The sequence below is a fragment of the Schaalia dentiphila ATCC 17982 genome (assembly GCF_000154225.1).
Lineage (GTDB): Bacteria > Actinomycetota > Actinomycetes > Actinomycetales > Actinomycetaceae > Pauljensenia > Pauljensenia dentiphila.
This window is the reverse complement of the sequence record NZ_DS264586.1, coordinates 472,910-494,239: the sequence shown is the minus strand read 5'-3', so window position 1 is coordinate 494,239 and position 21,330 is coordinate 472,910. Positions and strand designations below refer to the sequence as shown.

The 21,330-nt window shown below is 64.6% G+C and carries 22 protein-coding genes; 9 read left to right on the top strand and 13 right to left on the bottom strand.

Annotation, left to right across the window (positions count from 1 at the left end):
• The first annotated feature begins 78 nt into the window (after window positions 1-78).
• From ACTODO_RS02120 to ACTODO_RS02100, 5 genes are all read left to right on the top strand, one after another.
• Window positions 79-459 (top strand): hypothetical protein, encoded by a 381-nt coding sequence (locus ACTODO_RS02120; RefSeq protein WP_050749175.1) that lies wholly within the window; start codon window positions 79-81, stop codon window positions 457-459.
• 391 nt (window positions 460-850) lie between these two features.
• Entirely contained in the window at window positions 851-1,459 is a 609-nt protein-coding gene (locus ACTODO_RS02115) for a PadR family transcriptional regulator (protein WP_003790849.1), read from the top strand.
• Window positions 1,456-2,193: an ABC transporter ATP-binding protein gene (locus ACTODO_RS02110; protein WP_003790847.1), complete on the top strand. Its 738-nt coding sequence runs from the start codon at window positions 1,456-1,458 to the stop codon at window positions 2,191-2,193. Before ACTODO_RS02115 ends, ACTODO_RS02110 begins: the two co-directional genes overlap by 4 nt.
• A 20-nt stretch (window positions 2,194-2,213) precedes the next feature.
• Entirely contained in the window at window positions 2,214-4,916 is a 2,703-nt protein-coding gene (locus ACTODO_RS02105) for an ABC transporter permease family protein (protein ID WP_003790845.1), read from the top strand.
• Between the two features lie 9 nt (window positions 4,917-4,925).
• The gene (locus tag ACTODO_RS02100) at window positions 4,926-5,348 is read left to right on the top strand and encodes an RNA-binding S4 domain-containing protein (RefSeq protein ID WP_003790844.1); all 423 of its coding nucleotides are present in this window, start codon (window positions 4,926-4,928) and stop codon (window positions 5,346-5,348) included.
• A 128-nt stretch (window positions 5,349-5,476) separates the two neighbouring features.
• On the opposite strand, the gene ACTODO_RS02095 is transcribed toward ACTODO_RS02100, so the two are convergent.
• The 6 genes from ACTODO_RS02095 to ACTODO_RS02070 all read right to left on the bottom strand — a co-directional run bounded on the left by ACTODO_RS02095 (window position 5,477) and on the right by ACTODO_RS02070 (window position 9,085).
• A complete protein-coding gene (locus ACTODO_RS02095; RefSeq protein ID WP_003790841.1) occupies window positions 5,477-6,190 on the bottom strand; it encodes a hypothetical protein in 714 nt (237 codons plus the stop codon).
• The gene (locus ACTODO_RS02090; RefSeq protein WP_244262497.1) at window positions 6,187-6,507 is read right to left on the bottom strand and encodes a small transmembrane and glycosylated protein; all 321 of its coding nucleotides are present in this window, start codon (window positions 6,505-6,507) and stop codon (window positions 6,187-6,189) included. The genes ACTODO_RS02095 and ACTODO_RS02090 overlap by 4 nt, the downstream gene beginning before the upstream one ends.
• Window positions 6,508-6,591: 84 nt before the next feature.
• Window positions 6,592-7,284, bottom strand: a complete 693-nt coding sequence (locus ACTODO_RS02085; RefSeq protein ID WP_003790838.1) for a hypothetical protein — start codon at window positions 7,282-7,284, stop codon at window positions 6,592-6,594.
• Complete coding sequence (locus ACTODO_RS02080) at window positions 7,281-7,844, bottom strand: DUF2510 domain-containing protein (RefSeq protein WP_003790836.1); 564 nt, start codon at window positions 7,842-7,844, stop codon at window positions 7,281-7,283. The genes ACTODO_RS02085 and ACTODO_RS02080 overlap by 4 nt, the downstream gene beginning before the upstream one ends.
• 45 nt (window positions 7,845-7,889) lie before the next feature.
• The gene (locus tag ACTODO_RS02075; RefSeq protein WP_003790834.1) at window positions 7,890-8,600 is read right to left on the bottom strand and encodes a hypothetical protein; all 711 of its coding nucleotides are present in this window, start codon (window positions 8,598-8,600) and stop codon (window positions 7,890-7,892) included.
• A complete protein-coding gene (locus tag ACTODO_RS02070; protein WP_081445756.1) occupies window positions 8,597-9,085 on the bottom strand; it encodes a DUF2510 domain-containing protein in 489 nt (162 codons plus the stop codon). Before ACTODO_RS02070 ends, ACTODO_RS02075 begins: the two co-directional genes overlap by 4 nt.
• Window positions 9,086-9,195: 110 nt before the next feature.
• Here ACTODO_RS02070 and ACTODO_RS02065 point away from each other — a divergent pair, with 110 nt between their 5' ends.
• From ACTODO_RS02065 to ACTODO_RS02055, 3 genes are all read left to right on the top strand, one after another.
• Entirely contained in the window at window positions 9,196-10,770 is a 1,575-nt protein-coding gene (locus tag ACTODO_RS02065; RefSeq protein WP_003790830.1) for an aspartate:alanine exchanger family transporter, read from the top strand.
• Window positions 10,771-10,788: 18 nt separating this feature from the next.
• On the top strand, window positions 10,789-11,310 hold the full coding sequence (locus ACTODO_RS02060; RefSeq protein WP_003790828.1) for an NUDIX hydrolase: 522 nt from the start codon (window positions 10,789-10,791) through the stop codon (window positions 11,308-11,310).
• Window positions 11,311-11,420: 110 nt separating this feature from the next.
• Entirely contained in the window at window positions 11,421-11,852 is a 432-nt protein-coding gene (locus tag ACTODO_RS02055; RefSeq protein WP_003790826.1) for an Ohr family peroxiredoxin, read from the top strand.
• A gap of 158 nt (window positions 11,853-12,010) precedes the next feature.
• Here ACTODO_RS02055 and ACTODO_RS02050 read toward each other — a convergent pair whose 3' ends face one another.
• A complete protein-coding gene (locus tag ACTODO_RS02050; RefSeq protein WP_003790824.1) occupies window positions 12,011-13,315 on the bottom strand; it encodes a M18 family aminopeptidase in 1,305 nt (434 codons plus the stop codon).
• 47 nt (window positions 13,316-13,362) lie between these two features.
• Between ACTODO_RS02050 and ACTODO_RS02045 the strand changes: the two genes are divergently transcribed.
• The gene (locus ACTODO_RS02045) at window positions 13,363-14,202 is read left to right on the top strand and encodes an aldo/keto reductase (RefSeq protein ID WP_003790822.1); all 840 of its coding nucleotides are present in this window, start codon (window positions 13,363-13,365) and stop codon (window positions 14,200-14,202) included.
• A gap of 1,081 nt (window positions 14,203-15,283) precedes the next feature.
• Here ACTODO_RS02045 and ACTODO_RS10715 read toward each other — a convergent pair.
• From ACTODO_RS10715 to ACTODO_RS02015, 6 genes are all read right to left on the bottom strand, one after another.
• Window positions 15,284-16,096 (bottom strand): IS3 family transposase, encoded by an 813-nt coding sequence (locus ACTODO_RS10715; RefSeq protein ID WP_131332746.1) that lies wholly within the window; start codon window positions 16,094-16,096, stop codon window positions 15,284-15,286.
• A gap of 32 nt (window positions 16,097-16,128) precedes the next feature.
• Window positions 16,129-16,410 (bottom strand): transposase, encoded by a 282-nt coding sequence (locus ACTODO_RS02030; protein WP_016460308.1) that lies wholly within the window; start codon window positions 16,408-16,410, stop codon window positions 16,129-16,131.
• 53 nt (window positions 16,411-16,463) lie between these two features.
• Entirely contained in the window at window positions 16,464-16,853 is a 390-nt protein-coding gene (locus ACTODO_RS10835; protein ID WP_165478139.1) for a hypothetical protein, read from the bottom strand.
• A gap of 207 nt (window positions 16,854-17,060) precedes the next feature.
• Window positions 17,061-17,516, bottom strand: coding sequence for a GNAT family N-acetyltransferase (locus tag ACTODO_RS02025; protein WP_003790811.1), 456 nt, complete (start codon window positions 17,514-17,516; stop codon window positions 17,061-17,063).
• A gap of 67 nt (window positions 17,517-17,583) precedes the next feature.
• Window positions 17,584-18,741 (bottom strand): class I SAM-dependent methyltransferase, encoded by a 1,158-nt coding sequence (locus tag ACTODO_RS02020; RefSeq protein ID WP_003790810.1) that lies wholly within the window; start codon window positions 18,739-18,741, stop codon window positions 17,584-17,586.
• A gap of 79 nt (window positions 18,742-18,820) precedes the next feature.
• Window positions 18,821-21,193 (bottom strand): alpha-L-fucosidase, encoded by a 2,373-nt coding sequence (locus ACTODO_RS02015; protein WP_003790808.1) that lies wholly within the window; start codon window positions 21,191-21,193, stop codon window positions 18,821-18,823.
• Window positions 21,194-21,330 lie beyond the last annotated feature (137 nt).

Here is a 21,330-nt window from a genome sequence, read left to right as displayed (position 1 = left end):
TCCTAGTCGTTCCCAGTGTAGCCTCCCGCACGCGCTGCGGTCGCCGTCGTCTTCGATATGAGCGGGCTGGAGTGCGAGGTGCTGCGCTCATATGCCGACGGACTCCTGGCTGATCCCGAGCATCCGTTCGTTGAGCTGCTGCGCGGCCAAGGCCTCGTCGTTGGTGATACTTCCGTCCCGCACCTCGCCGCTCTCCTTCAGGCGTTCTCGCAGGCAATGAAGGTGCTGACCTCCTGGGTCGTCGATGCGGCGGAGTATCCGAGCCTGGAAGGCGAGAGCTGGCGATTGCTCGCCACCAGCGAGGAGGTCTGCGAGGTACGGGCCGGTGTTGAATTCACTGACCTGCACCCCGACGAAATGCCCCTGCTGGCGAGCGCAGATGGTGAGTTCTGGGCGGTTACTGCGCCTTCATCGCCGGGGGTGCTCTGGGAAGATATCGAGGATGTTCTCTCCGAGTAGTCCAACTCCTGAACCGCAGATCTCACAGTCTGAGAACGTCGGGTGACAAATTATTTCTGTCCTGGCGGTCAGTCGGCCTGTGTGTGGCGTTTTCCTGGTTGTGGACGCTCGCGGTCCTCTCTTGTGAGGGGTCTGACCGTGTGAGTAGAGAAGCGCTGAAATGTCGCTGAAAAACCCTTGAATGGCGTCTGCAATGTGGTTGATAATTAAATTCGTATAACGGTCAATATCTGTGATATGCCGCGAAAATTCGGGGACTCCTGTTTAATCAGGCGGTAGGCTTTATGTTAGGTAACCCTCCGTCAGTTCCCCGCTCTCAGTGCAAAATTCGCGTACGATAGATACTGTTCAACCACGATCGTCTACACGTCCAGACAACGAACGGAGAGTTATGTCGGTTCGCAATGCCCTGCTGGCGCTTGTTGCGCAGCAGCCCGCCGGGGTCTACCGCCTGAAGCAGATGTTCGAGGAGCAGACGTGCGGAGCATGGCCGCTGAATATCGGCCAGGTCTACCAGACGATGCAGCGCCTTGAGCGCGACGGCCAGGTTGTGTCTCACGCCGAGACCAACGCCGGCCGTGATTCCGAGGTCTTTGAGCTGACCGATGCTGGTCGCGATGTCCTCAACGCCTGGTGGTCCACCCCCGTTCCTCGCGAACACCCTGAACGCGATGAGCTCGTCATGAAGCTCGCCGTGGCCGCCGCCGACCCCACGGTCGACGTCGAGGCCATGATCCAGACCCAGCGTCGCTCGACCCTGGGCTCCCTGCGTGATGTCACCCGCCTGAAGGCGTCGGCCGATGAGGGCGAGCTCGCGTGGAAGCTCATCCTGGAGCGTCACATCTTCGACCTTGAGGCCGAGCTCAACTGGCTCGATCACATCGAGTCCGGTGCTGTTTCCGAGGCCGCTCGTCGCGCTGCCTTCGCTGCCGCGAAGGGCCGCTCGATGAACTGGGCTCAGGTAGAAGCTGGCATTTCGGAGCATGCCGGGGTGCGATGAGCCAGCCTGTGCCGCTACCGATCAGGATGGCGGGTGTCGGACATGAATTCGGCGCCGACGGCGTCCGAGTGAGAGCGCTCGACGGGATCGACCTTGAGGTCGCCCCCGGCGAGCTTCTCGCTGTTATGGGCCCTTCTGGATCCGGCAAGTCGACCCTGCTGTCGATCGCTGGCGGACTGGAGCGTCCGACGCGCGGAAGTGTCTTCATCAACGGCGTCGATATGGCAACGATGGATGCGGCTCACCGTGCTGAGGTGCGTCGCCGTTCCATCGGTTACGTCTTCCAGGACTACAACCTGATCCCGTCCCTGTCGGCCCTCGAAAACGTTGAGATGCCGCTGCAGCTGGACGGCGTCAGCCCGTCGAAGGTGCGCGAGGCCGCCATGGCTGCCCTCGAAGAGGTCGGCGTCGCCGAGCTTGCGGATCGCTTCCCCGAGCGTCTTTCGGGTGGTCAGCGTCAGCGCATCGCCATCGCCCGAGGCCTCGTGGGTAGCCGCTCGGTCATTCTTGCGGATGAGCCGACGGGTGCGCTGGACTCGCGCACCAGTGACCAGATCATGTTGGTGTTGCGTGACCATATTGATGCGGGTGCAGCCGGTATCCTCGTTACTCATGAGGCCCGAATGGCCGCATGGGCGGATCGCACAGTCTTCCTCCGCGACGGTCGCATCGTCGACCGCTCGCGCGGAGACTCACTGAGGGATCTGCTGGCTGACACTGCACCAAGGATCTGATGAGTCGACTCAACACACGAATGAGGCGATGGGGAGTAGTACTCCGCATCGCCTCTCGTGATGCGCGCCAAAGCCTGGGGCGCACGCTGACGGCGGTTTTTCTCATCTCGCTGCCGATCATTATCGCGATCGGCTCGATCACGTTCTGGGACGTGACGACCTCTCAGCGCTACCAGGCAGCGTCGTGGCTCGGCCACCGTTCCGACGTTCAGGCGGTCACTTTGCGCCGCTCGTCGACAGCCATCGAGCAAGACATCACCGCTGACTTCCTGTCGAAGACGGCCTCTGATGAGGAAGTGACGGTCACTCAGAGCACCCTCACCAACTGGGTACCGGCTGGGGACCAACTGATCGCCGTCGACACCCTCTACCAGCTCCACCTCACGACGCAGGACGGAACAGGGTACACGGTTGACTCAGGTACCCAGACGGCAACGCTGGATGCCCCACGCGTGAATGCGAGTGGAAAGAGCGGTGCGCTCGCTGCGAACCACGCCGTCATTTCGGATGACGTCGCGCGGGCACTCAAGGCCGAGGTGGGCGATACGCTCACGCTGTCGCTGACTGTCGCCAAGGATCGCACCACTCAGGACCTCACGGGAAGCATCGTCATTGACGAGATCATTCCCGGTACGAATCGGGCGATCATCGGTGAGGGCACGCTCGAGATTGACCGTCTTGCGGTGGCAGGACGCACGCAGACGGCGTGGTTTGTCACCGGCGCGACTCCGGTGACCTGGGATAATGTCCGCCAGATCAACCAGTCGGGATTCTCTGTCGTGTCGCGACAGGTACTCGCCGATCCGCCGGACGCTTCGGCTCTGCCTGCCCAGTTCGCTCAGTACGAGGTCGACCAAAACAATCGGGCTACTAATCCCTGGCAGTACCTTCTGCTGGTCGCAAGCATCCTCCTCATCCTCACCGAGATGATCCTGCTCATCTCGCCGCTCTACACCGTCGCACAGCGATCGGTCATGCGCACGGCAGCCATGATCGTCGCCAACGGCGGCGACCAGTCCGACGGTCGTCGCCTGACGATCGCCCATGGCCTCGTCATCGGCCTGTATTCGGGGCTTGTCTCCGTCGCGCTGTCCGCGTGCGGCATGGTGGGTATCGGTATCTGGTCGGGCCTCGGCATCGGCATCGTGCCGTGGTGGCCGCTGGCCCTGTCGGTGCTCCTGCCGATCCTGCTGTCCCTCATGGCGTCCGTGTCGCCGGCGCACACCTCGTCGCACATCAACACGTCCGCGGTCATCGGCGGGCGCGTGTGGGAGCCCTCCCGCCTCGTGCGTCGTCGCATGATCTACCCCCTGGCGCTGCTGGCCGGACTCCCGCTGCTGGGTATCGCCGCCTGGCGCGGGTGGGTGCTCGCCCTCGTCGTTGGTGTCGGTCTGCTCGAGGCCGGCCTCATCGGGTCGATCCCCTACATCTTCACCCGCTGGCGAGTGCCCAATCGTCGCGCGTCGATGAGCATGCGCCTGGCGCTTCGCGACGCCGTGCGTAACGGCCACCGCACGTTCCCCGCCATGGCCTCGATCCTGACGACCGTGTTCGTCGCCTGCGGCCTGCTCATCACCCTGTCCTCGTCGAACGAGGCCGGCTGGAACTCGCGCCCGCATGCCGGACAGCGTGGGCAGGTCTTCCTCTCGACGGTCGATAAGACTGACTCGGTGACGCGCACCCGTCACCTGCTTCAGTCGGCCCAGCAGGTCGTCGATGCGGAGCGCACGGTCACCTCGAGCGCCATCATGAACGGCATGGCGTGGAACAGCGGCCCGGGCGGCCCGGAGACCATGGTCGAGGCCGTGAACCCCATCGACAAGTCGACGCTCACGATGCGCAACGACATGGGAACGATGGCGGAGATCGATGTCGCCTACATCGTCGATGACGGCACCTACCTGCGCGAGGCCGGCTACCTGAACGAGGACGACATGGTCCGAGCGATCGCAACCCTGAACGCCGGGGGCGTCCTCGTGCCCGACCCGAAGCTGATTAACGGCGCCGGCCAGGCCGACCTACGCAGCCTCGACATGTCGGCGATTGCTGCCGCCAAGGCCGCCGGCGCCTCCGATGATGACCTGCCGGACGCTCTCGTGCAAAGGACGATGACCTTCCCGGCCTCGCCCCTCACGCGTATCAACGTCATGGTCCTATCCCCGCAGGCCTCCGAGGCCCTCGGCCTGCGCGCCGTGCCGCTCGGTGAGCTCCTCACCGTCGAGAAGCCGGTGAATCCGGTGGACGCGCCTACCTTCCAGACGACGATTGCACGCCAGGTCCCCGGTGCCTCCGCCCAGGTGATCGCCCCGACGATGCGGTCGCTGGTTCTGCCGTACGTTGCCGCCCTGATTGCTGTCGTCGCGGCTGCGGCAACGGTTGCCCTCGTGGTGGCACTGTCTTCCTCGGATATGCGCCCGGACCTCGACACCCTCGATGCGATCGGTGCTGTTCCCTCGATGCGCCGCCACGTCACCACGTGGCAGGGTGTGGTGCTTGCGCTCAACGCGATTCCGACGGCTGTGCTCTCCGGCCTCGTTGTGGGCGTGCTGGCCGTCATCACCTTCGCGAATTCGGGGATATTCCCGACGCTGACGACGACGCTGCGCCCCATCGTTCCTTGGGGAGCCCTGCTGGGCATGCTGATCGGCATGCCGATCCTGTGCGCCCTCGTTGCAATTGTCTTGACGCCCCGCCACCAGAAGCGCATCCGCCGCATCAACTAGGCGGTTGCGATGAGTGAGATCCCCGAAGAAGTCGTTATCCCCGCGGGTGCCCTCGCCTCGTCGGCCGTGCGCGTCGATACGTGGCTGTGGGCGACCCGCCAACTGAAGTCCCGATCGCAGGCGACGGCCGCCGTGCGCGCCGGGCATGTGCGCGTCAACGGCGAGCCCGTCAAGGCCGCCTACAAGGTGCGCGTCGGCGACGAGGTGCGCCTGCGCATTGAGGGCTTCGACCGCATCCTGGGGGTCAATCTGCTGCTGAACAAGCGCGTTTCCTACCCGCAGGCGCGCATAGCCTACGACGATCGCACGCCTGAGCGCCCGCGCGTGCACATTCCCGTCGCCATGCGCGAGAAGGGGAGCGGGCGCCCCACCAAGAAGGAACGGCGAGAGCTGGATCGGCTGCGCGGATACGACTCACACGAGCACTACTAAGCACCCGAGCGAGTCCGAGGTAGGCGTACGTCGCGATGTGGACCGCGCGCCTGCCTCTGGTGAATACGCGTGGTCCCGCCGCCCGGAATGGGGCGACGGGACCTGTGCGTTCGATGAGAGTGCCTGGCTCACATGTTCGGGAAGTACTTCGCGACCTCGACCTTGTAGTGGGAGCCCCAGCTCGTGTCGAAGGGAAGCGTGAATTCGACGCTCACCTTCTCGCCCTTCGTCATCGTCGCAGTCGCGACGTCGTCGACGACGTGATTCGGGGTGCCGAGAACAAACTGCGACTCGTCAAACCAGATCTTCAGCGTCAGGTCGGTCGTCTGGAAAGCTTCAAGCTTGGTCTTCATCGTGTCGCTGGCGGGGGAGACGTCCACGGAGCAGTGCAGAGTCGTCTGAGCGTCGTCCAGCTCGCAGGTAGAATCAATCGTGAACGCGTTTTCCGCGTCGTTGAACTTCAGCAACTGGACGGCGTCAACCCGATCCTTGCATTCCTTCTTCACCGCTTCCTGAGCGGCCGAGGACATCCTGTCGTACTTGGAGTACAGCTCGTCGACCTTGTCGGTGTTGTCCGGGGTCACCTGCGCGCACCAGGCCGGGGCAGCGAGGGCATCCTTCTGCTCAGTGAGCGTCTGGATCTCATCCTGCATATCCTTCTGTGCCTTCGTCTTCTGGACGGCGAAGGTGAACAGGGTAGTCGTCGCGATGACAAGGACGAGGAGGAGGACGAGCGCGACGCGGTTGTAGATCGACAGTCCCTTGCTCTTAGGGGCCTTGGTTGCGACTGTCACGGGAGCCGGGGTGGTTGCCGCGGGCGTGGGGATGTTGTTGTCACTCACTTGGCGGCCTCCTGCGCTTCCTGAAGCTCCTGCTGGACGGTGCTGAGCTCTTCCTGGGTCTCGGTGAGGTCCTTGCTCTTCATGGAGTAGATGCCAGCGGCCATGAGGGTCGTAATGGCGAAGAGGACGACGAGGACCGACGTGATGATGGCAATCGCGATCTGCCCGCCAGTCGCGCGCGGGCGCGGGGCAGTCAGCGGGGTGAACGTCGGCGTGGGGGCCGCGACCGCGGGGCTCGGCGCAGTCGGCACCTGACCGGCGGGGGGAACGGGGATGCCGGTCGGTTCTTGAGGCAGGCTGGGGGGTGGGGTGCTCACGGGGAAACTCCTTTCACTGTGTCCCCCCAATTCTATGGGAGTCGAAAAAATTGGATTTGGTGCGGTGACGGGATTCACCGTGCATCACAGGTTGGAGGGCCACCAGCTGGTCATCGTCGCGCCGCACTCGGTTTTATCGGTCATCGCGGGATCGTAGGGAACCGACAGCGTGAAAGTGGCGGGCGAGCCGGGCGTCAGAGTGATCGTCGTCGTGCCCTGGTACGGTGAGCCGGGGCTGGGGTTCTTCCCCTTGTCCGCGGTAAACCCGTTGATCTCCACATCGAGTGTGCCCAGCGACGCGATCAGGGAAGAGTCCTTGAGCGTGAGCGTGCCATTGACCGTGGTTGTCACCTGGTCGGTTGTGCATTCGCCCACCGCGATGGTGAAATCAGCGTCCTTGTTGGTGCGGTAGACCTGTGCGAGAGTCTCCTTGGCCGCGCACTGTTCGTGGATCGCGTCCTTGGTGGCCTGGGTCGCCGAATCGTAGGTCTTGAGCGAGTCTCGGATCGACGCGGCGGATTCGCGCGTGATCGAGTCACACCAGCTCTCAGCATCCTTGCGCACGGTGGCGGCATCCAGCGCGGCCTTTGCCTCCGTGATCTGCTGATCGACCGCGGCCTTGTCGGACTGGGCCTGCTCAGCCTGTGCCTCGTACGTGGATGCAGAATGTGTGCGCCACGCGTTGATGCCCCCGACAATGGCGGAGAGGACGATGAACGCCGTGGCGAGGATGGCCCCCGCGACGGTCGCGGCACGCAGGGGTGCGGGAGCGCTCACTTGGTGGCCTCCTGGAGCTGCTGGTTGATGGACTCGAGCGTGGAGCGGGCCGTGTCGAGCTCACTCTGGGCGGTCTCGGCGCGGCTCTTTGCGTTCTCCTGGATGCGGCCGCTGGCCCCCAGGTGCGACCAGACGATGACGAGCACGGTAATGAACACCGCGACGAGCACCCACGATGCTGCGCATGCGAGAACCCACTTGAGCGTTCCGCTCTTCTCGGGTGCATCCGTCTCGTTGCTGTCTTTTTCATCGACGGGGGAGCCGGGCATCGGAATCGGTGCGACCGGTGCCTCCGCTACCGACGAGGCCGGGGTGACCTCCTGCGGGAGGGAGGCCTCGGGCATGGGGATGGGTGTACCGGCGGAAGTGACGGCCCGCTCCTCGGGGGACGAAGCCGGGAAGGCCTCGTCCACCGCCGGAACTGCGACCTCAACGTCCTCAGGAGAGGGCGCCGGTGCCTCGTACGGCTCGACGTAGTCTGTCCACGCGTGGCCGTCCCACCAGCGCAGCTGGTTTGTGCCGCTGGGGTCGGCGTACCAGCCTTCCGCAGGCTCACTCATCGTGATTCCTTCTCTCGTGTCAGGAGACAGCTGTGAATACGGCGCTCACAGACCGGTGGGCCAGATGCGTACCGGCTTGAGGGCGCAGTCGGTCTCATTGCCGGAGCCCGGTAGGGTCACGGACAGGGGCCCTGTTCCGCTCGAGGACACAGACACGACTGTCGAGCCGATCGATGTGTCGGAATCAGTGATTGGGTGATCAGCGGCAAAAGCCTCAACGGTAACATCCATGTCGCCAAGCGCGAGGACCGAGGGTGCATCAATCTTGATGGTCGCGTTAAACGTCATGGTATTGCCGTCGATCAGGCACTGCATGCTCTCGGGACCGATCATTCCTTTTTTGGCGTCTTTTGCGAAAGCTTCAGCGAAGGACTTCTTTTCGGGGCACAGTTTTTGGACAGCTTCGCGCGTGGGCTGCTTCATCGACTTGAGAGCGTTACCTTGCGAGCGGAGCTTGTCGAGCTCGGCATTCTCGCGGGTGACGTCATCGCACCACTCCTGACCATCCTTCTTCGCCTTGGCCGCGGCGATCTGCTCGTTAGTGGACGTGATCTCGCTGTCGATTTCCACGGTCTTAGCGTCCGCGGACTGGATCTCGGCCCGCATATCCTCAATCTCCTGCGCCTTCGAGCGAGCGCTGACGTACATGGTGGCGCTGACAAGGAGGAAGATGACGGCAAGAACCGAGCAGATGATCGTCAGGATCCTAGGAAGGCTGGAGGGCTTCTTCGCCGGGGGCTGGACTCCGTAGCTCACTTCTGTGCCTCCTCGAGTTCTTTCTTCACCTTGTCGAGTTCATCCTGCTTGTGGTCGAGGCTGATCTTTGTGGAGTTGCGCTGGTCCTGCACGTCGCGCCACTCGACGTTCTGAGCGCGCAGCTGTATGCCCGCGTACACCATCGTGCCGAAGAAAACGACCATGAGGAGGACGGAGACAATAGCGCCGATGACCCATCCGCGACCGGTCTTCGGAGCGGCGTCTCCCGCCTGCGGGCCCATTCCAGCGGTGCCCAGCTGCGGGGCGACGCCCGAAGGATTGTAGGGGGCGGAGGAAACGGTCGGGGCCTGCGACTGGACGGGCATGTACTGCCCCGCCGTCTGGTCTGCGGGCATTTGCTGCGCGACAGGCGCTCCCAGCTGCGGCATATCGTGGAATTGTTCGGTCCACTCGCCGCCACTCCACCAGCGAAGGCGCTGGCTTCCTGCGGGGTCGGGGTACCATCCGGGTGCTGGTTGAGACATGATCGTCCTTTCAGTTTCTGGCACCAGTGTAACCAATCCGTGAGGTCCATAACGCAGGCAATATGACAGTCGTGGGGAACGTCGGACGCGCGACAGGTACTCTGAAAGCTATGGCCTCTCTTTTCGCGTCTTCACCCCTGCTCGCACTGTTTGTCGTCGTTGCGTTGGGTGCGGCGATTGGGGCCATCCGGATCGGCCCGCTGCGCTTCGGAGCGGCCGGCGCCCTCTTCGTGGGACTGACCGTTTCGGCCCTGCATCCCGAGGTTGTCAGCACCCACATGTCGATCGTCCAGCCGATGGGCTTGGCGTTCTTCGTCTATTGCGTCGGTATTTCCGCTGGCGCCACGTTCTTCCAGGATCTGCGTAAGCAGACGAACCTCCTCGCTCTCACGATAATCGTGTGTGTCGTGGGCGCGCTCATCGCCCTCGTCGGTGGTCGCCTCCTCGGCCTGTCTTCGGGCCTTACCTCGGGCCTGTTTACGGGTGCTCTGACGGCTGCGCCCGCCCTCGATACAGCTACCCGCCTCACGGGAGATCCCAATGCTGCGGTCGGCTATGCCTTCGGCTATCCGGTGGGCGTCATCGGCGGCATTCTCATTGTGACGATCACCGTGACGAGGAAGTGGGTCGGCCCCAAGGACACGCCTTCCCTCGCGGGGTCGTCCCTGGAAGCCGTCAGTATTCATGTCTCCAAGCACATCAACACGCGCGACATCGAGGCGTGGCGCGACCAGCGCGTGCGCCTGTCCTACCTGCGTCGTGACGGGCGCACTCGCGTCACCGCTCCCGGCGAGGATCTGCTGCCCGGCGATCACGTCGTCATGGTCGGTGATCCCGCGTCGATCAAGGAGGCGGCACCCCTCGTCGGCGAGATCCTCGACCACAATCTCGAGGACGACCGTTCCGACCTCGCCTTCGAGCGCATCGTTGTGTCCAACCCCGACGTCGCCGGCCGCAGCGTCTCCGAGCTGAACGTGACCAAGCGCTTCGGTGCTGTCATCACGCGCGTGCGCCGAGGCGACCTGGACCTTCTGGCTCGCGACGACCTTGACCTGCAGCTTGGCGATCACGTTGCCGTCGTCGTTCCCACGGACGAGCTCGACGACATCGCCGAGTGGCTCGGCGACTCCGAGCGCCGCGTCGCCGAGGTTGATGGCATGGCTTTCGGTATCGGCCTCGTCCTCGGCCTGCTCCTGGGTATCGTCTCCTTCCCGCTGCCCGGCGGCCAGGGCTTCCAGCTGGGCGCCGCAGCCGGCCCCCTGATCGTCGGTATGCTGCTCGGCGCACTGCGTCGCACCGGACCCCTCGTGTGGACCCTGCCCGCCGCCGCAAACCTGACGATCCGACAGATCGGCCTCATGCTCTTCCTTGCCGCCCTCGGCCTGAATGCCGGCCCGCAGTTCGCGAGCCTGCTCGGCAGCCCTGAGGGCTGGCGCGCCGCACTCCTCGCCGCCGTCATGGTCGTCGTCTGCTGCGTTATCCAGGCTCTCGGCGCGAAGTTCATCGGCCTGTCCTCCGCGCGCGCCGCCGGCGGCATCGCGGGATTCCTTGGCCAGCCGGCAGTCCTGCAGGCTGCCAATGCCCGCGTCACCGACGAGCGCATTGAGGCCGCCTACGCGACCCTCTTCGCCTTCGCGATTATCGTCAAGATCCTGCTCCTGCCGCTCATCACCTCCTTCCTGTGAGCGCCGTAGACTGGGGCTATGGCTACCCCTGACTTCGTCCTCGAACTGCGCCGTCATGTCGGTCATGCGCCCCTGTGGATGCCCGGCACGACCGTCGTTATCCTGCGTCCCGCCCCCGGTCGGGCGGCGATCGACTGGGAGCACCCCCTTGCTCCCGAGGCGGTCGAGATCCTGTGCGTGCGCCGCTCAGATAACGGCGCCTGGACCCCCGTGACCGGCATCGTCGACCCGGGTGAGGAGCCCGCGATCGCCGCCGCGCGCGAGGCCTTGGAGGAAGCCGACGTTCGCATTGAGGTGCGCCGCCTTCTCTCCGTCGAGGTCGTCGGTCCCGTCACCTACTACAACGGAGACGTCACCACCTACCTGGACGTCGCTTTCGCCGCGCAGTGGGTGAGCGGCGAGCCGAGCCCCGCCGACGGCGAAAACAGCGAGACCACGTTCTTCCGCGGCGACCAGCTCCCTCCCATGAACGACCGCTTCCGCCGCGCCGTCGCCAAGGCGCTGAGCGCCCGCCCCGACGCGGACTTCCTCACCGCCTGACCTCGCGTGAGTGGAGGGGCACGTCCCTGCCTCGTCGAGGTGAGCGCGATAACGCTTGTATTTTTGTCAAACCCCTTGCGGGACTGAAGTCCTAGTGGTGAAATAGGGTCATGGATACACCTAACGAGATCGTTTACGCCGTCACCGCCGACTCCACCGGTGGTCGCGCCGGCACCTCCTCCGTCCCCGCGCTCGGCATCAGCCACGTTATGCGCGCCCCCAAGGAACTGGGCGGCCCCGGCGACGGCCCCAACCCCGAAGCCCTCTTCGCCATGGGCTACGGCGCCTGCTTCCAGGGCGCCATGGGCCTGGCCGCCAAAGAACTCGGCATCGACACCAAGGACTCCGTCGTGCGCACCACGATCGGCCTCGGCCCCGAGGGCGACTCCTTCGCCCTCACCGCCGACATCAAGGTCTTCATCCCCGGCGTCGAGCTCGACCGTGCCCAGGCCCTCGTCGACCGCGCCCACCAGCTGTGCCCCTACTCCAAGGCCACGCGCGGCAACGTGCCCGTCACCGTCACCGCGGTCGCCGCTCTCTGAGCGCGCCCGAGCCACTCGCTCGTCATTAGTATCCCCGGCCTCGTCCATGACCGACGAGGCCGGGGATACTTCGTGCGCTCAGGCACCCCGGGCGTCAGGCGCCCTGCTGCGGGTGCCGCGCGCACGGCTTCACCCTTCGGGCTCGCCGCGCGCGGGCGTCAGGCGCCCTGCCAGTACGCCTCGAGGACCCGGGCGAGGTCGAGGAGATCATCTACATGGCTCATCTCGCGCGCCGAGTGCATCGACAGCAGGCCCACGCCCACGTCCACCGTCAGGATCCCTAGACGGGTCGCCGTGATCGGGCCGATCGTCGTCCCGCACGGCATCGCGTTGTTACCCACGAAGTTCTGCGAAGAAACACCCGCCGCCGCGCACGCACGATTCCACAGGGCGATGCCCTCCGCGTCCGTCGCGTAACGCTGCTTCGAGTTGATCTTGATGACCGGGCCGCGGCCCATCATCGGACGGTTATCCGGATCGTGGTGCCCCGCATAGTTCGGGTGCACCGAATGCGCCGCGTCCGCGCTCACGCACGACGAGGCCGCGAGCATCCGCTCGAAACCGTCCTCGTCGCGGCCCAGCGCCTTCGCCGTGCGGCGCAACACCGTCTCCAGGATCGGGCCAGCCGCACCCGTGCGAGACTCCGAGCCCACCTCCTCGTGATCGAAGCACATGAACACCGTGACATCGCCGCCCGCGGGTGTACCCTGCGCGGCCAGGCGCTCCAAGGCCACCAGACCCGGGTGCACGCTCGACAGGTTGTCCTGGCGCGAGGCCGCGATGAACTGGCCCTTATCACCAAAGAAACCCGGTCCCTGGCTGGGCGTGAGGATCAGGTCGAACGCCGCAACCTGCGACGCGTCATCCAGGCCTGCCGTGCGCGCCACGTACTCCAGCACGTTGCCGTACGGGTTATCCACCGTCCATACCGGGTGCAGGTGCTTCTGCGGATCCAGCTTCAGCCCGCCCGGATTTACGTCGCGATCCAGGTGAATCGCCAGCTGCGGGATGCGCGCAATCGGGCCCGTGCGAGCCAAGACGACCTCGCCGCTATTCAACACCAGGCGGCCCGCCAGCGTCAGCTCACGATCCAGCCACGAGTTCCACATCATGCCGCCGTACACCTCGACGTCAATCTGGCCCCAGCCGTCCGGCGTCGTCGACTGTACCGATGGCTTCACCGAGAACGCCGGTGAATCCGTGTGCGCGCCCACGATGCGAAAGCCCGCGTCGTCGTCAACTGTCTCGGGCACGAACCACGCGGCGACCGCGCCACCGCGTACCATCACATGACCGCCCGGGGACGCGTCCCACGCGCCCTTCTCGTCGACGCGCGTAAAGCCGGCGTCCACCAGGCGCTGTGCCACGACCTCGGCCGCGTGATAGGGAGAAGGAGAATCAAGGAGGAAATGCTGATAGTCCACCGCGTTCGCGTGGACCTCGTCCAGTTCAAGCTGTGCCATACCTCCCATGGTAGAACGCCGCGCGGGGCGAGGCCTACGATTGACACATGAGTGAGATCCCCGCATACACCCTGAACGATGGCCTGGACGTTCCCGCGATCGCGCTGGGGACCTACAACCTACGTGGTGCCTCGGGCGTGTCCTCAATGGTCTCGGGCATCGAGGCCGGGTATCGCATGCTCGATAGCGCCTTCAACTATGAGAACGAGGGCGCCCTCGGTGCTGCCGTGCGCCGCTGCGGCATCCCCCGCGAGGAACTGCGCCTGGTCTCCAAACTCCCCGGACGCCACCAGCGCTACGACGAGGCCGTCTACACGCTCGAAGAATCCCTCATGCGCGCGGGCCTGGACTATTGGGACATGTACCTGATCCACTGGCCCAACCCCAAGCACGGCCTCTACGTCGAGGCCTTCCAGGCCCTGCTGGAGGCCCGCGACCGCGGCCTCATTCGATCCGTCGGCGTCTGCAACTTCCTGCCCGAGCACCTTGAGCGCGTGCACGCCGAGACCGGCGAATACCCGAGCGTCAACCAGATCGAGCTGCACCCCTACTTCCCGCAGGCCGCCGCGCTGGAGTATCACGCGCAGGTCGGCGTGCTCACCGAATCATGGAGTCCCCTGGGCCGCAAGTGGCGTATCGTCGAAGACCCCGCGATCGTCGCCCTGGCATCCGGGGTAGGTGTGTCCCCGTCGCGTCTCATCCTGCGCTGGCACTACCAGCTCGGCACGATGCCCCTGCCCAAGTCCGGTAACCCTGAGCGCCAGCGCGAAAACCTCGATATCTTCTCATTCTCTTTGTCATCCGAGCAGATGGCGGCGATCAGTGCGCTTGGCCGCCCCGACGGCCGCCAGGCCGACCAGAACCCGGAGTACTACGAGGAGTTCTGAGGCTTCTCCGTTCGGCGGTGCTTGTGGCCCCGCCAGATCTCCGGCCGCCGCGTGGCCTGCCCGCCCGCGAGGCTAGGCGACCTCACTTCGTTCGGCGCCGCGCCTCGAAGCCCGGCCAGGCCCCGCAGGCCCCGCGGCGGCCTCCAATCGGGCGGGGCTTGTCGCTGTGCGTGGCTTGCCCGTGCCCTCCGGACCCTCCGGCGCCCTCCACACCGGCGGCGCCTGCAGTGCTGTGCGGTGATGCGCCGTCTCGAGGCCCGGCCAGGCCCCGCGTATCGATGCTGGGGTCCGTCCCCTCATTTCTGGGTCCACAATCAATGTCGCATGCAATTCCCCGGACTGTATTTCAGATCCTGTAATCGAATCGTTGAGATTCTGCGGTTTTTGGGCGGGTGTTGATTCTTGCACTGGGGGAATTGCATGCGAAATTTGTGAGTCCGAGGTCTTCCTAACGTCCGTTGGCCTCCGCGTCGGTGGGACCGTTGCTGGGCGGCCGCTGTGCATCGTTACGGCGAGACAAAACTCGCCCGGCGCAGCTGGTTTATCGCGTGCGCGAGAGAAAAATCGCCCAGCGAGCGCAAAACACCCCAAATCAGGCGCTTTTGTGTCAGCAGGGCGAATCTTGTCTCGCACAAGGCCACAGCGGCCTCGTGCTGGGCGAAGAATGTCTCGCCCACGCGTGCCGCAGCTAGGCTCGCAGACCATGCGGCGACCTCCACGCCAGCCGCGTTCGGTTGCTAGTGAGTGCTTGCCCTCAGTAATTTCGCACGTAATTCCCTGGCGGCTACTTCAAACTATGAGTTCACGTCGTTGCAATTGCAACGTTTGTGGATGGTCTCCAAAAGTGACCGTGGGAAATGACGTGCGATTTTTGTCTGGCTTGGCTTTGCCGCTGCCTGTGGGCGTTACGAGCGCCTTCTGCGCCTCCGTATGCGCGAAAGTGCTTGTTGCCCTGAGGTGTGCACCCGATCGGGAAGATTCAACCCCTTCTGATCGGGTTGAATCTTTCCGATCAGGTTGAACGTTACCGATGTGGCCTGGTCTGGTTTTGTGGGCCGGGTGTTTTGAGGGTTGTTGGTTGTTATTGGTGGTGTTGTGCCCATTGGTGCACGTATTGGTTGGGTGAGAGCCAGCCCAGCGCACTGTGGGGGTGTTCTTCATTGTAGCGGTGGGACCAGGCGCCGATGAGGGCGCGCGCGTGGTTGAGGTCTTCGAACATGTTGTCTTCCAGGAGTTCATCGCGCATGCGGTTGTGTAAGGACTCTACGAACCCGTTATGCCACGGCTGGCCCGGTGGGATGAATGCTTGGAGCGTGTCGTGCTCGCTGGCCCAGCGCCCCATGGCTGCGGCGATGAATTCAGGCCCGTTATCGGCGCGCAGCACCTGGGGTGCTCCATGGGTTAGGGCAGCCAGGTCAAGCATTTCGATCACGTCGGCCGCTCCCATGCGCCGCTCGACGCGGAAAGCCAGGTGCTGGCGCGTGAACTCATCGATGAGGTTACAGACCTTGAACACGCGTCCCTTCCAGTCCGAATCGAACTGGAAATCAATGGCCCACACCTGCCCAGGGGCGCTGGCCTTGACCAGGCGCTGTAGGCGCGGCGCAGTGCGGGGCTTGTGGGCTTTGCGCGGGCGCACGCGCAGCCCTTCGGCGCGCCACAAGCGCCGGAACGTATCACGCCCCACGATGATGCCCTCGCTCTTGGCCCGCGCCCAGGCGCGTTTATAGCCCCAGCGTCGATGCGTGGTGGCAAAATCGTTCATCCACTGGCGCACAGGCCCATGATCACGCAGCGTTTTCGCCCCGCCCGCCGCGCGGGTCCGGCAATACGCTGACCGCGACAGCCCGGCAACGCGGCATGCAAGACGCTGAGAAAACCCCTGACCAACCAGGTGGCTGACAGCGTCGTGCCTGCGCGCCGGGCTTAGAAGTTTCCCTCCGCCAACTCTCGCAGTGCTGCCTTCTCCAGCTCTGCTTGGCCCAGCAACTGTTTGAGGCGCGCGTTTTGCTCGCGCAACTCACGCAGTTCCTTGGCCTCACTACGATTCATTGACCCATAACGCTGGCGCCACCGGCACAACGTCGCCTCGCTGATACCCAGCACGCGGCAGGCCTGGGCCGTACTCATGCCCTCACCTCGCAATGCTTCGGCCTTCTCCAGCTTCACGACAATCTGCTCAGGCGTGTGCTTCGAGAACTTCCTCATGGTCATCCATTCTGCCCGGCCACAAGCAGCCGGGACTACTCAGAACAACCCTCTCAAAACAAACGGTCCGAAAAACCCAGACCCCTCCACGCGACTCCAAGCAAAGCCTGGAATTTCAACGATGACAGGCTGACACATGAAGTCTCTTCGGGGGAATTGCATGCGAATGTGTGTTGTCCGGCCCCGTCATGGCCCTCGAGTATCGGAAAACTCTCGCGTGAAACCGCCATCGCCTTTGCTCGCTCGTATGTGCCTGGGGTTGAAACCGCCAGCGCCTTTGCGGGTGAGAAACGGGCGTTTTTGGCGTGTTTTTCGGTTGCAGAGGTGATGGTGGTTTCAATGGTTGCTGTTCTGGGGTGAGCATTGGTGATGGTGGTTTCATGCTGGCCTGCATCAGTGGCTGCAGAGGCGTCATTGGTTTCAACGTCGCCATGTCGCAGCATCCTGTGCGCGAAAGAGTTCGCCCTGTTTGGCCCAGGCCGGTTACGCCCTCAGGGCCCAAACGAAGCGCCCGCCCACGCATCATGCGCGGGCGGGCGGCAAGGCAAAGACTGCTTGGAGCTCAAGCGCTGCACGCAACGTGTGGAAGGTACGTAGCCACAAGCAGTGCAAACAGCACTACGGCCGCAAGCAACTCAAGCGTCGCGTCCTCACTTCTTCTCGAGCGTCACGCGGTACACGTTGGTCTCGCGCAGCTGGAAGCCGGCGCGCTGGTACAGGCGGTTCGCGGCCTCGCGCGAGGGGCGCGAGGTGAGGTCGACGGTACGGGCGCCGATCTTCTGGGCGTGCTCGATCGCGGCGACCACGAGGGACTGGCCGGCGCCCTGACCGCGGGCGGCCTCGTCAACGACGACGTCTTCAATCCACGCGCGCACGCCCGTGGGAATCTCGAAGGTGGCCAGCGACAGCATGCCGAGGATCGGGTGGTTGCCCTCCGCGTCAGCTGCGTCGGGGCGGAACACGAAGAGATGCACGCTGGACTGGGAGAGGAAGCGTTGCACGTCGGCTTCGCTCATCGGCGCGGCGGAGCGGGACAGCTGGGGGATCAGGCGGCCCATGGCCTCGTGGATTTCGGGTGTGGCGGCGGTGATAAGTTCGACGGTCATGTTTCTCCTAACGTTAGGTCCAATTGTAACGGTCCGAGGCCGGGGTGGGCCGCGCGATCGGAGCTACTTACGCGCGCTCGAGGAGGAGGGCGGCCTCCACGTGGGGCGTGTGTGGGAACATGTCGAAGACCCTGCCTTCGACGGGGAACAGCGTGGGCATCGACGTCAGATCCTTGGCAAGCGACGCGGGATTGCACGAGGAGTAGATGACGCGGGGCGCGTCGCACTCGTTCAGGTAGGCGGCCAGGTCGGCACCGATGCCTCGACGTGGAGGGTTGATGACGATCACGTCGGGCACATCCTCGGGCGACTGGGCGCGAGCCCACGCGGTCGCGTCGTCTGCGATGAAGGTGGCGGCGCCTCGGGACAGACCCGCGTGTCGGGCGGCACTGATCGCAGAAGAAATCGCGCCGGGGGAGACTTCGACGCCGGTGACGCGCGGAAACCCGGAGCGAGCGCACGCCAGCGCGAAGCCGCCGACTCCGCAGTACAGATCCCACAGGCTTTCGGGCAGCCGCCCGTCGGTGAAGGGCCGCGACGCCCACACCGAGGCCTGCTCGTACAGGGTGGAAGCGACGTGTGCGTTGGTCTGTGCGAAAGAGCGAGGCCCCAACTCGAGGCCCTCGACGCTGAGCGGTAGCGTGCGGGTCCGCGTCAGGATGATCTCGTCGGGCCCCTCCACGATGGCCTCGTGCGTGGGGTGAATGTTCGCTGTGACGACGTGCGCGGCGGGCACGAGATCGCGTAGGAGCGGCAGTGCCGAGCGGATGTCAGAGACTCGCTCGCGCGTGCGTAGCACGAAGCGAATCATGAGGCGCTCCTCCGCCCCCACGGTGACGAGGATGTTCTTGAGTTCTCCGCGCTTGGTGGGCACGTCGTAGGGGGTGAGGTCCAGTGCGCGGATGAAGCGCTTGAGGCCGGGCGTCGCGCGATTGATCGCGGGGTGCTGGATGGGGCAGCCGGGTAGGTCGACGCCGCGCCGGTCGGGCCCCAGGATGCCGAGGGTGGGGCGGCGGCGACTGCCTCCGACCACGAGCTTGACGCTCGTGCGGAATCCCTCTTCGGGGGACGAGGCTGGGCTTAGCCACCGGATCTCCTGGGATCCCGGGACGTGGGCCAAAGCTGCCACGACTGCGTCGACCTTCTCCGCGAGCTGTCGCTCGTAGGGCTGGGGGAGGAGCGAACAGGAGTGGCAGGTGCCGGCGTCAAAGTGGTCGCAGCGCATCTGTTAAGTGTAAGTGTGGGCGGGGCGTACCGTCAGGTACGCCCCGCCCACTTGAGTGGTGGTTATGCCCACGCGGCGCTTAGGCCTTGGCCAGGCGCGAGCGGCGGATGAACGCGGTGCCGACACCGGCGGCGATCAGTGCGCCAGCGACGACGATCAGCGCGTTGGTACCGGTTCGGGCCAGGCCTCCCTTGCCGCCCTGCTCGGGGGCGGGTGCCGGGGCTGCGGAGGGCTGGACGCTCGGAGATGCGCTCGGCTCCGCGGAGGGAACGGCTGGCGCGGTCACCGTCAGCGGTGCGGATGCCGTAACTGCTGGCGAAGTGGACTCCGCGACGACCGTGTGGTCCCCGGCCTCGGTGTTGGCGGGAACCGTTACCTCTGCGGAGAAAGCCCCGTTCTCGTCAGCGGTGGCGGTGCCGACCTCAACGGGCTCGGAGTGCAGCGTGAGGGTCACGGCGGACTCGGGAGCGAAGCCCGTGCCCTTCACAGTGATCGTCTTTCCTGCCTCGACGGTCGAGGGATCGACGGTCACGGTGGGGGTGGAGAGATTCTCGGCCTTGACGGTGACCGACTTGACGGTCGTGTCCTTGCCGAAGCCCTTGAGGGCGTACGCCGGGTTGTCGTATTCCAGGGTCACGCGAGCGGTCTGGTTTGCTCCGATCGCGAAGGGGCCGACGCCTTCCTTGAGCTCGGCGACTGTCAGGCCCTTGATGACCTGTCCGTCGACGCTGACCTTGTACTTCGCGTAGGCGTCCGTGAAGCCCTCGGTGTCGAAGGAGACGCTCACGCCCGAGGCGACCTTGTCTCCGGAGGTGATGGAGGCCGTGAAGCTGGTTTCGCCGGTCTTGGGGGTGGGGGCCTTGAACTTTTCGAGGCCGGAGGCGGGGATTGTGGTCGCCTCGGTGCCGATGGTGGTCAGGCCGGTGGGCACGTAGTTGGGTGCGCCGTTCGTGGTGACCGTGACGACGGGGAGGATCTCGTCGGGCTGCGCGGGCAGCGTGATGACGAGGTCGTTGCCCTCGACCTTGTAGGTCAGAGCCGCGTCGGAGCCGTCCAGCTTCACCGAGGAGATGTCGTTGGCGCCGGCACCGCGTAGGGTAATCACGCCGTCAGCGGGCCACTTCTCGATGCCCATGTAGATGTGGGAGTCATCGACCATGGTCTTGCCCCAGGCTTCGATCGGGAAGTGGGTCGGGCGCGAGTTGTTGAGGATGCCGGGGTGTGCGCGGTTCCAGTCGCCGATTCCCTTGAGGACGGAGGCATCCCACGGGTCGTAGGAGCCGTCGAACTTCGGGCCGACGTTGAAGAGGAACTGGCCTCCCAGGGCGACGGTCGAGAACATGTTGCCCACGATCTCGGTGGTCTTCTTGTGGGCGCCGCCGGGCGCTTTACGCAGCGCCGTCGTGTTGTCCACGTCTCTCATGTGGTCCCAGTCTTCCTCGGAGTAGTCCGGGTAGCCGGTGTCCTTGTACTTGGGAGCTGCATCGTCCCAGTTCGCGTAGCCCCAGGTCTTGTGGAAGATCGAGACGGCCGACTCCCAGGGGCCCTGGGTCTGCTCGGACTGCATCTCGTTGTCCCAGCCGACTTCAAAGTCCGCGCGGTCGTTGCCCACGCGCGAGTTGATCATGATGTTCGGCTGGAGTTCGTGCGCCCACTGGCGCAGCTGGTCAGACTGGGCAGGGTTGGGTTTTCCCATGTCGTACCAGAGCTCGGCGATCTCGCCGTACTTACCGCCGAGGAGTTCCTTGAGTTGGGCATGGATGTATTCCATGTAGCCCTCTTCGTCGAGCGTGTTGGCGTTTTGCCAGGGGTTCTCGGGCTGCTTCTCCCAGTCGATGTTGGAGAAGTAGAGGCCGAACTTAATGCCGACCTGCTTGCAGGCCTGGGACAGCTCGAGGAGCGGGTCGCGGTGGGATGGCGACTGCTTGGTGAAGTTGTAGTCGGTTGTTGCCGTGTCCCACATGGCGAAGCCGTCGTGGTGTTTGGAGGTGATGAGCAGCATCTTCATGCCGGTGTCTTTGGCCTGCTGGCACCACGCGGTGGCATCGAAGTTGGGGGCCTCGAATGTTTGGGCGGTGGCCAGGTACTCTTCGCGCGGGATGCCCTGCAGCGGGATACGGGAATCCCAGGTCTGCTGGTGGCCCCATGCCTTGATCTGCTCGGGGTAGCCCACTTCCTGCTTCTGGCCCTTGTACCAGCCTGCGTAGGAGGAGTAGACGCCCCAGTGGATGAACATGGCGTACTTCATGTCCTGCCACTCGGATACCTTCGCCTCGCTCGAGGCTGCGATGGCTGCGGGGATCGCGTAGCGCGCGTCGTAGGTGGCCTGAGGGACGGGGGTGCCGGACTGGGTACCGTCGGCTGTCGGCGTGTCGGCCAAGGCGGGACCTGCCATTCCTAGTGTTAGGAGGCCGGCGAGGAGGGTACCAGCCACTCGTTTCGTGATGTGCATCAAGTCTCCGTTGATTGATGAGAAACTCCGGTTTGGAGGCGGTCACAGTCTAGCGAAGGAAAGTGATGAACGCCATTTGCTGCCACATTGCTACGGCGTGTCGTGCCGGTTGTGATCAAGTGCATATTTGAAATGCT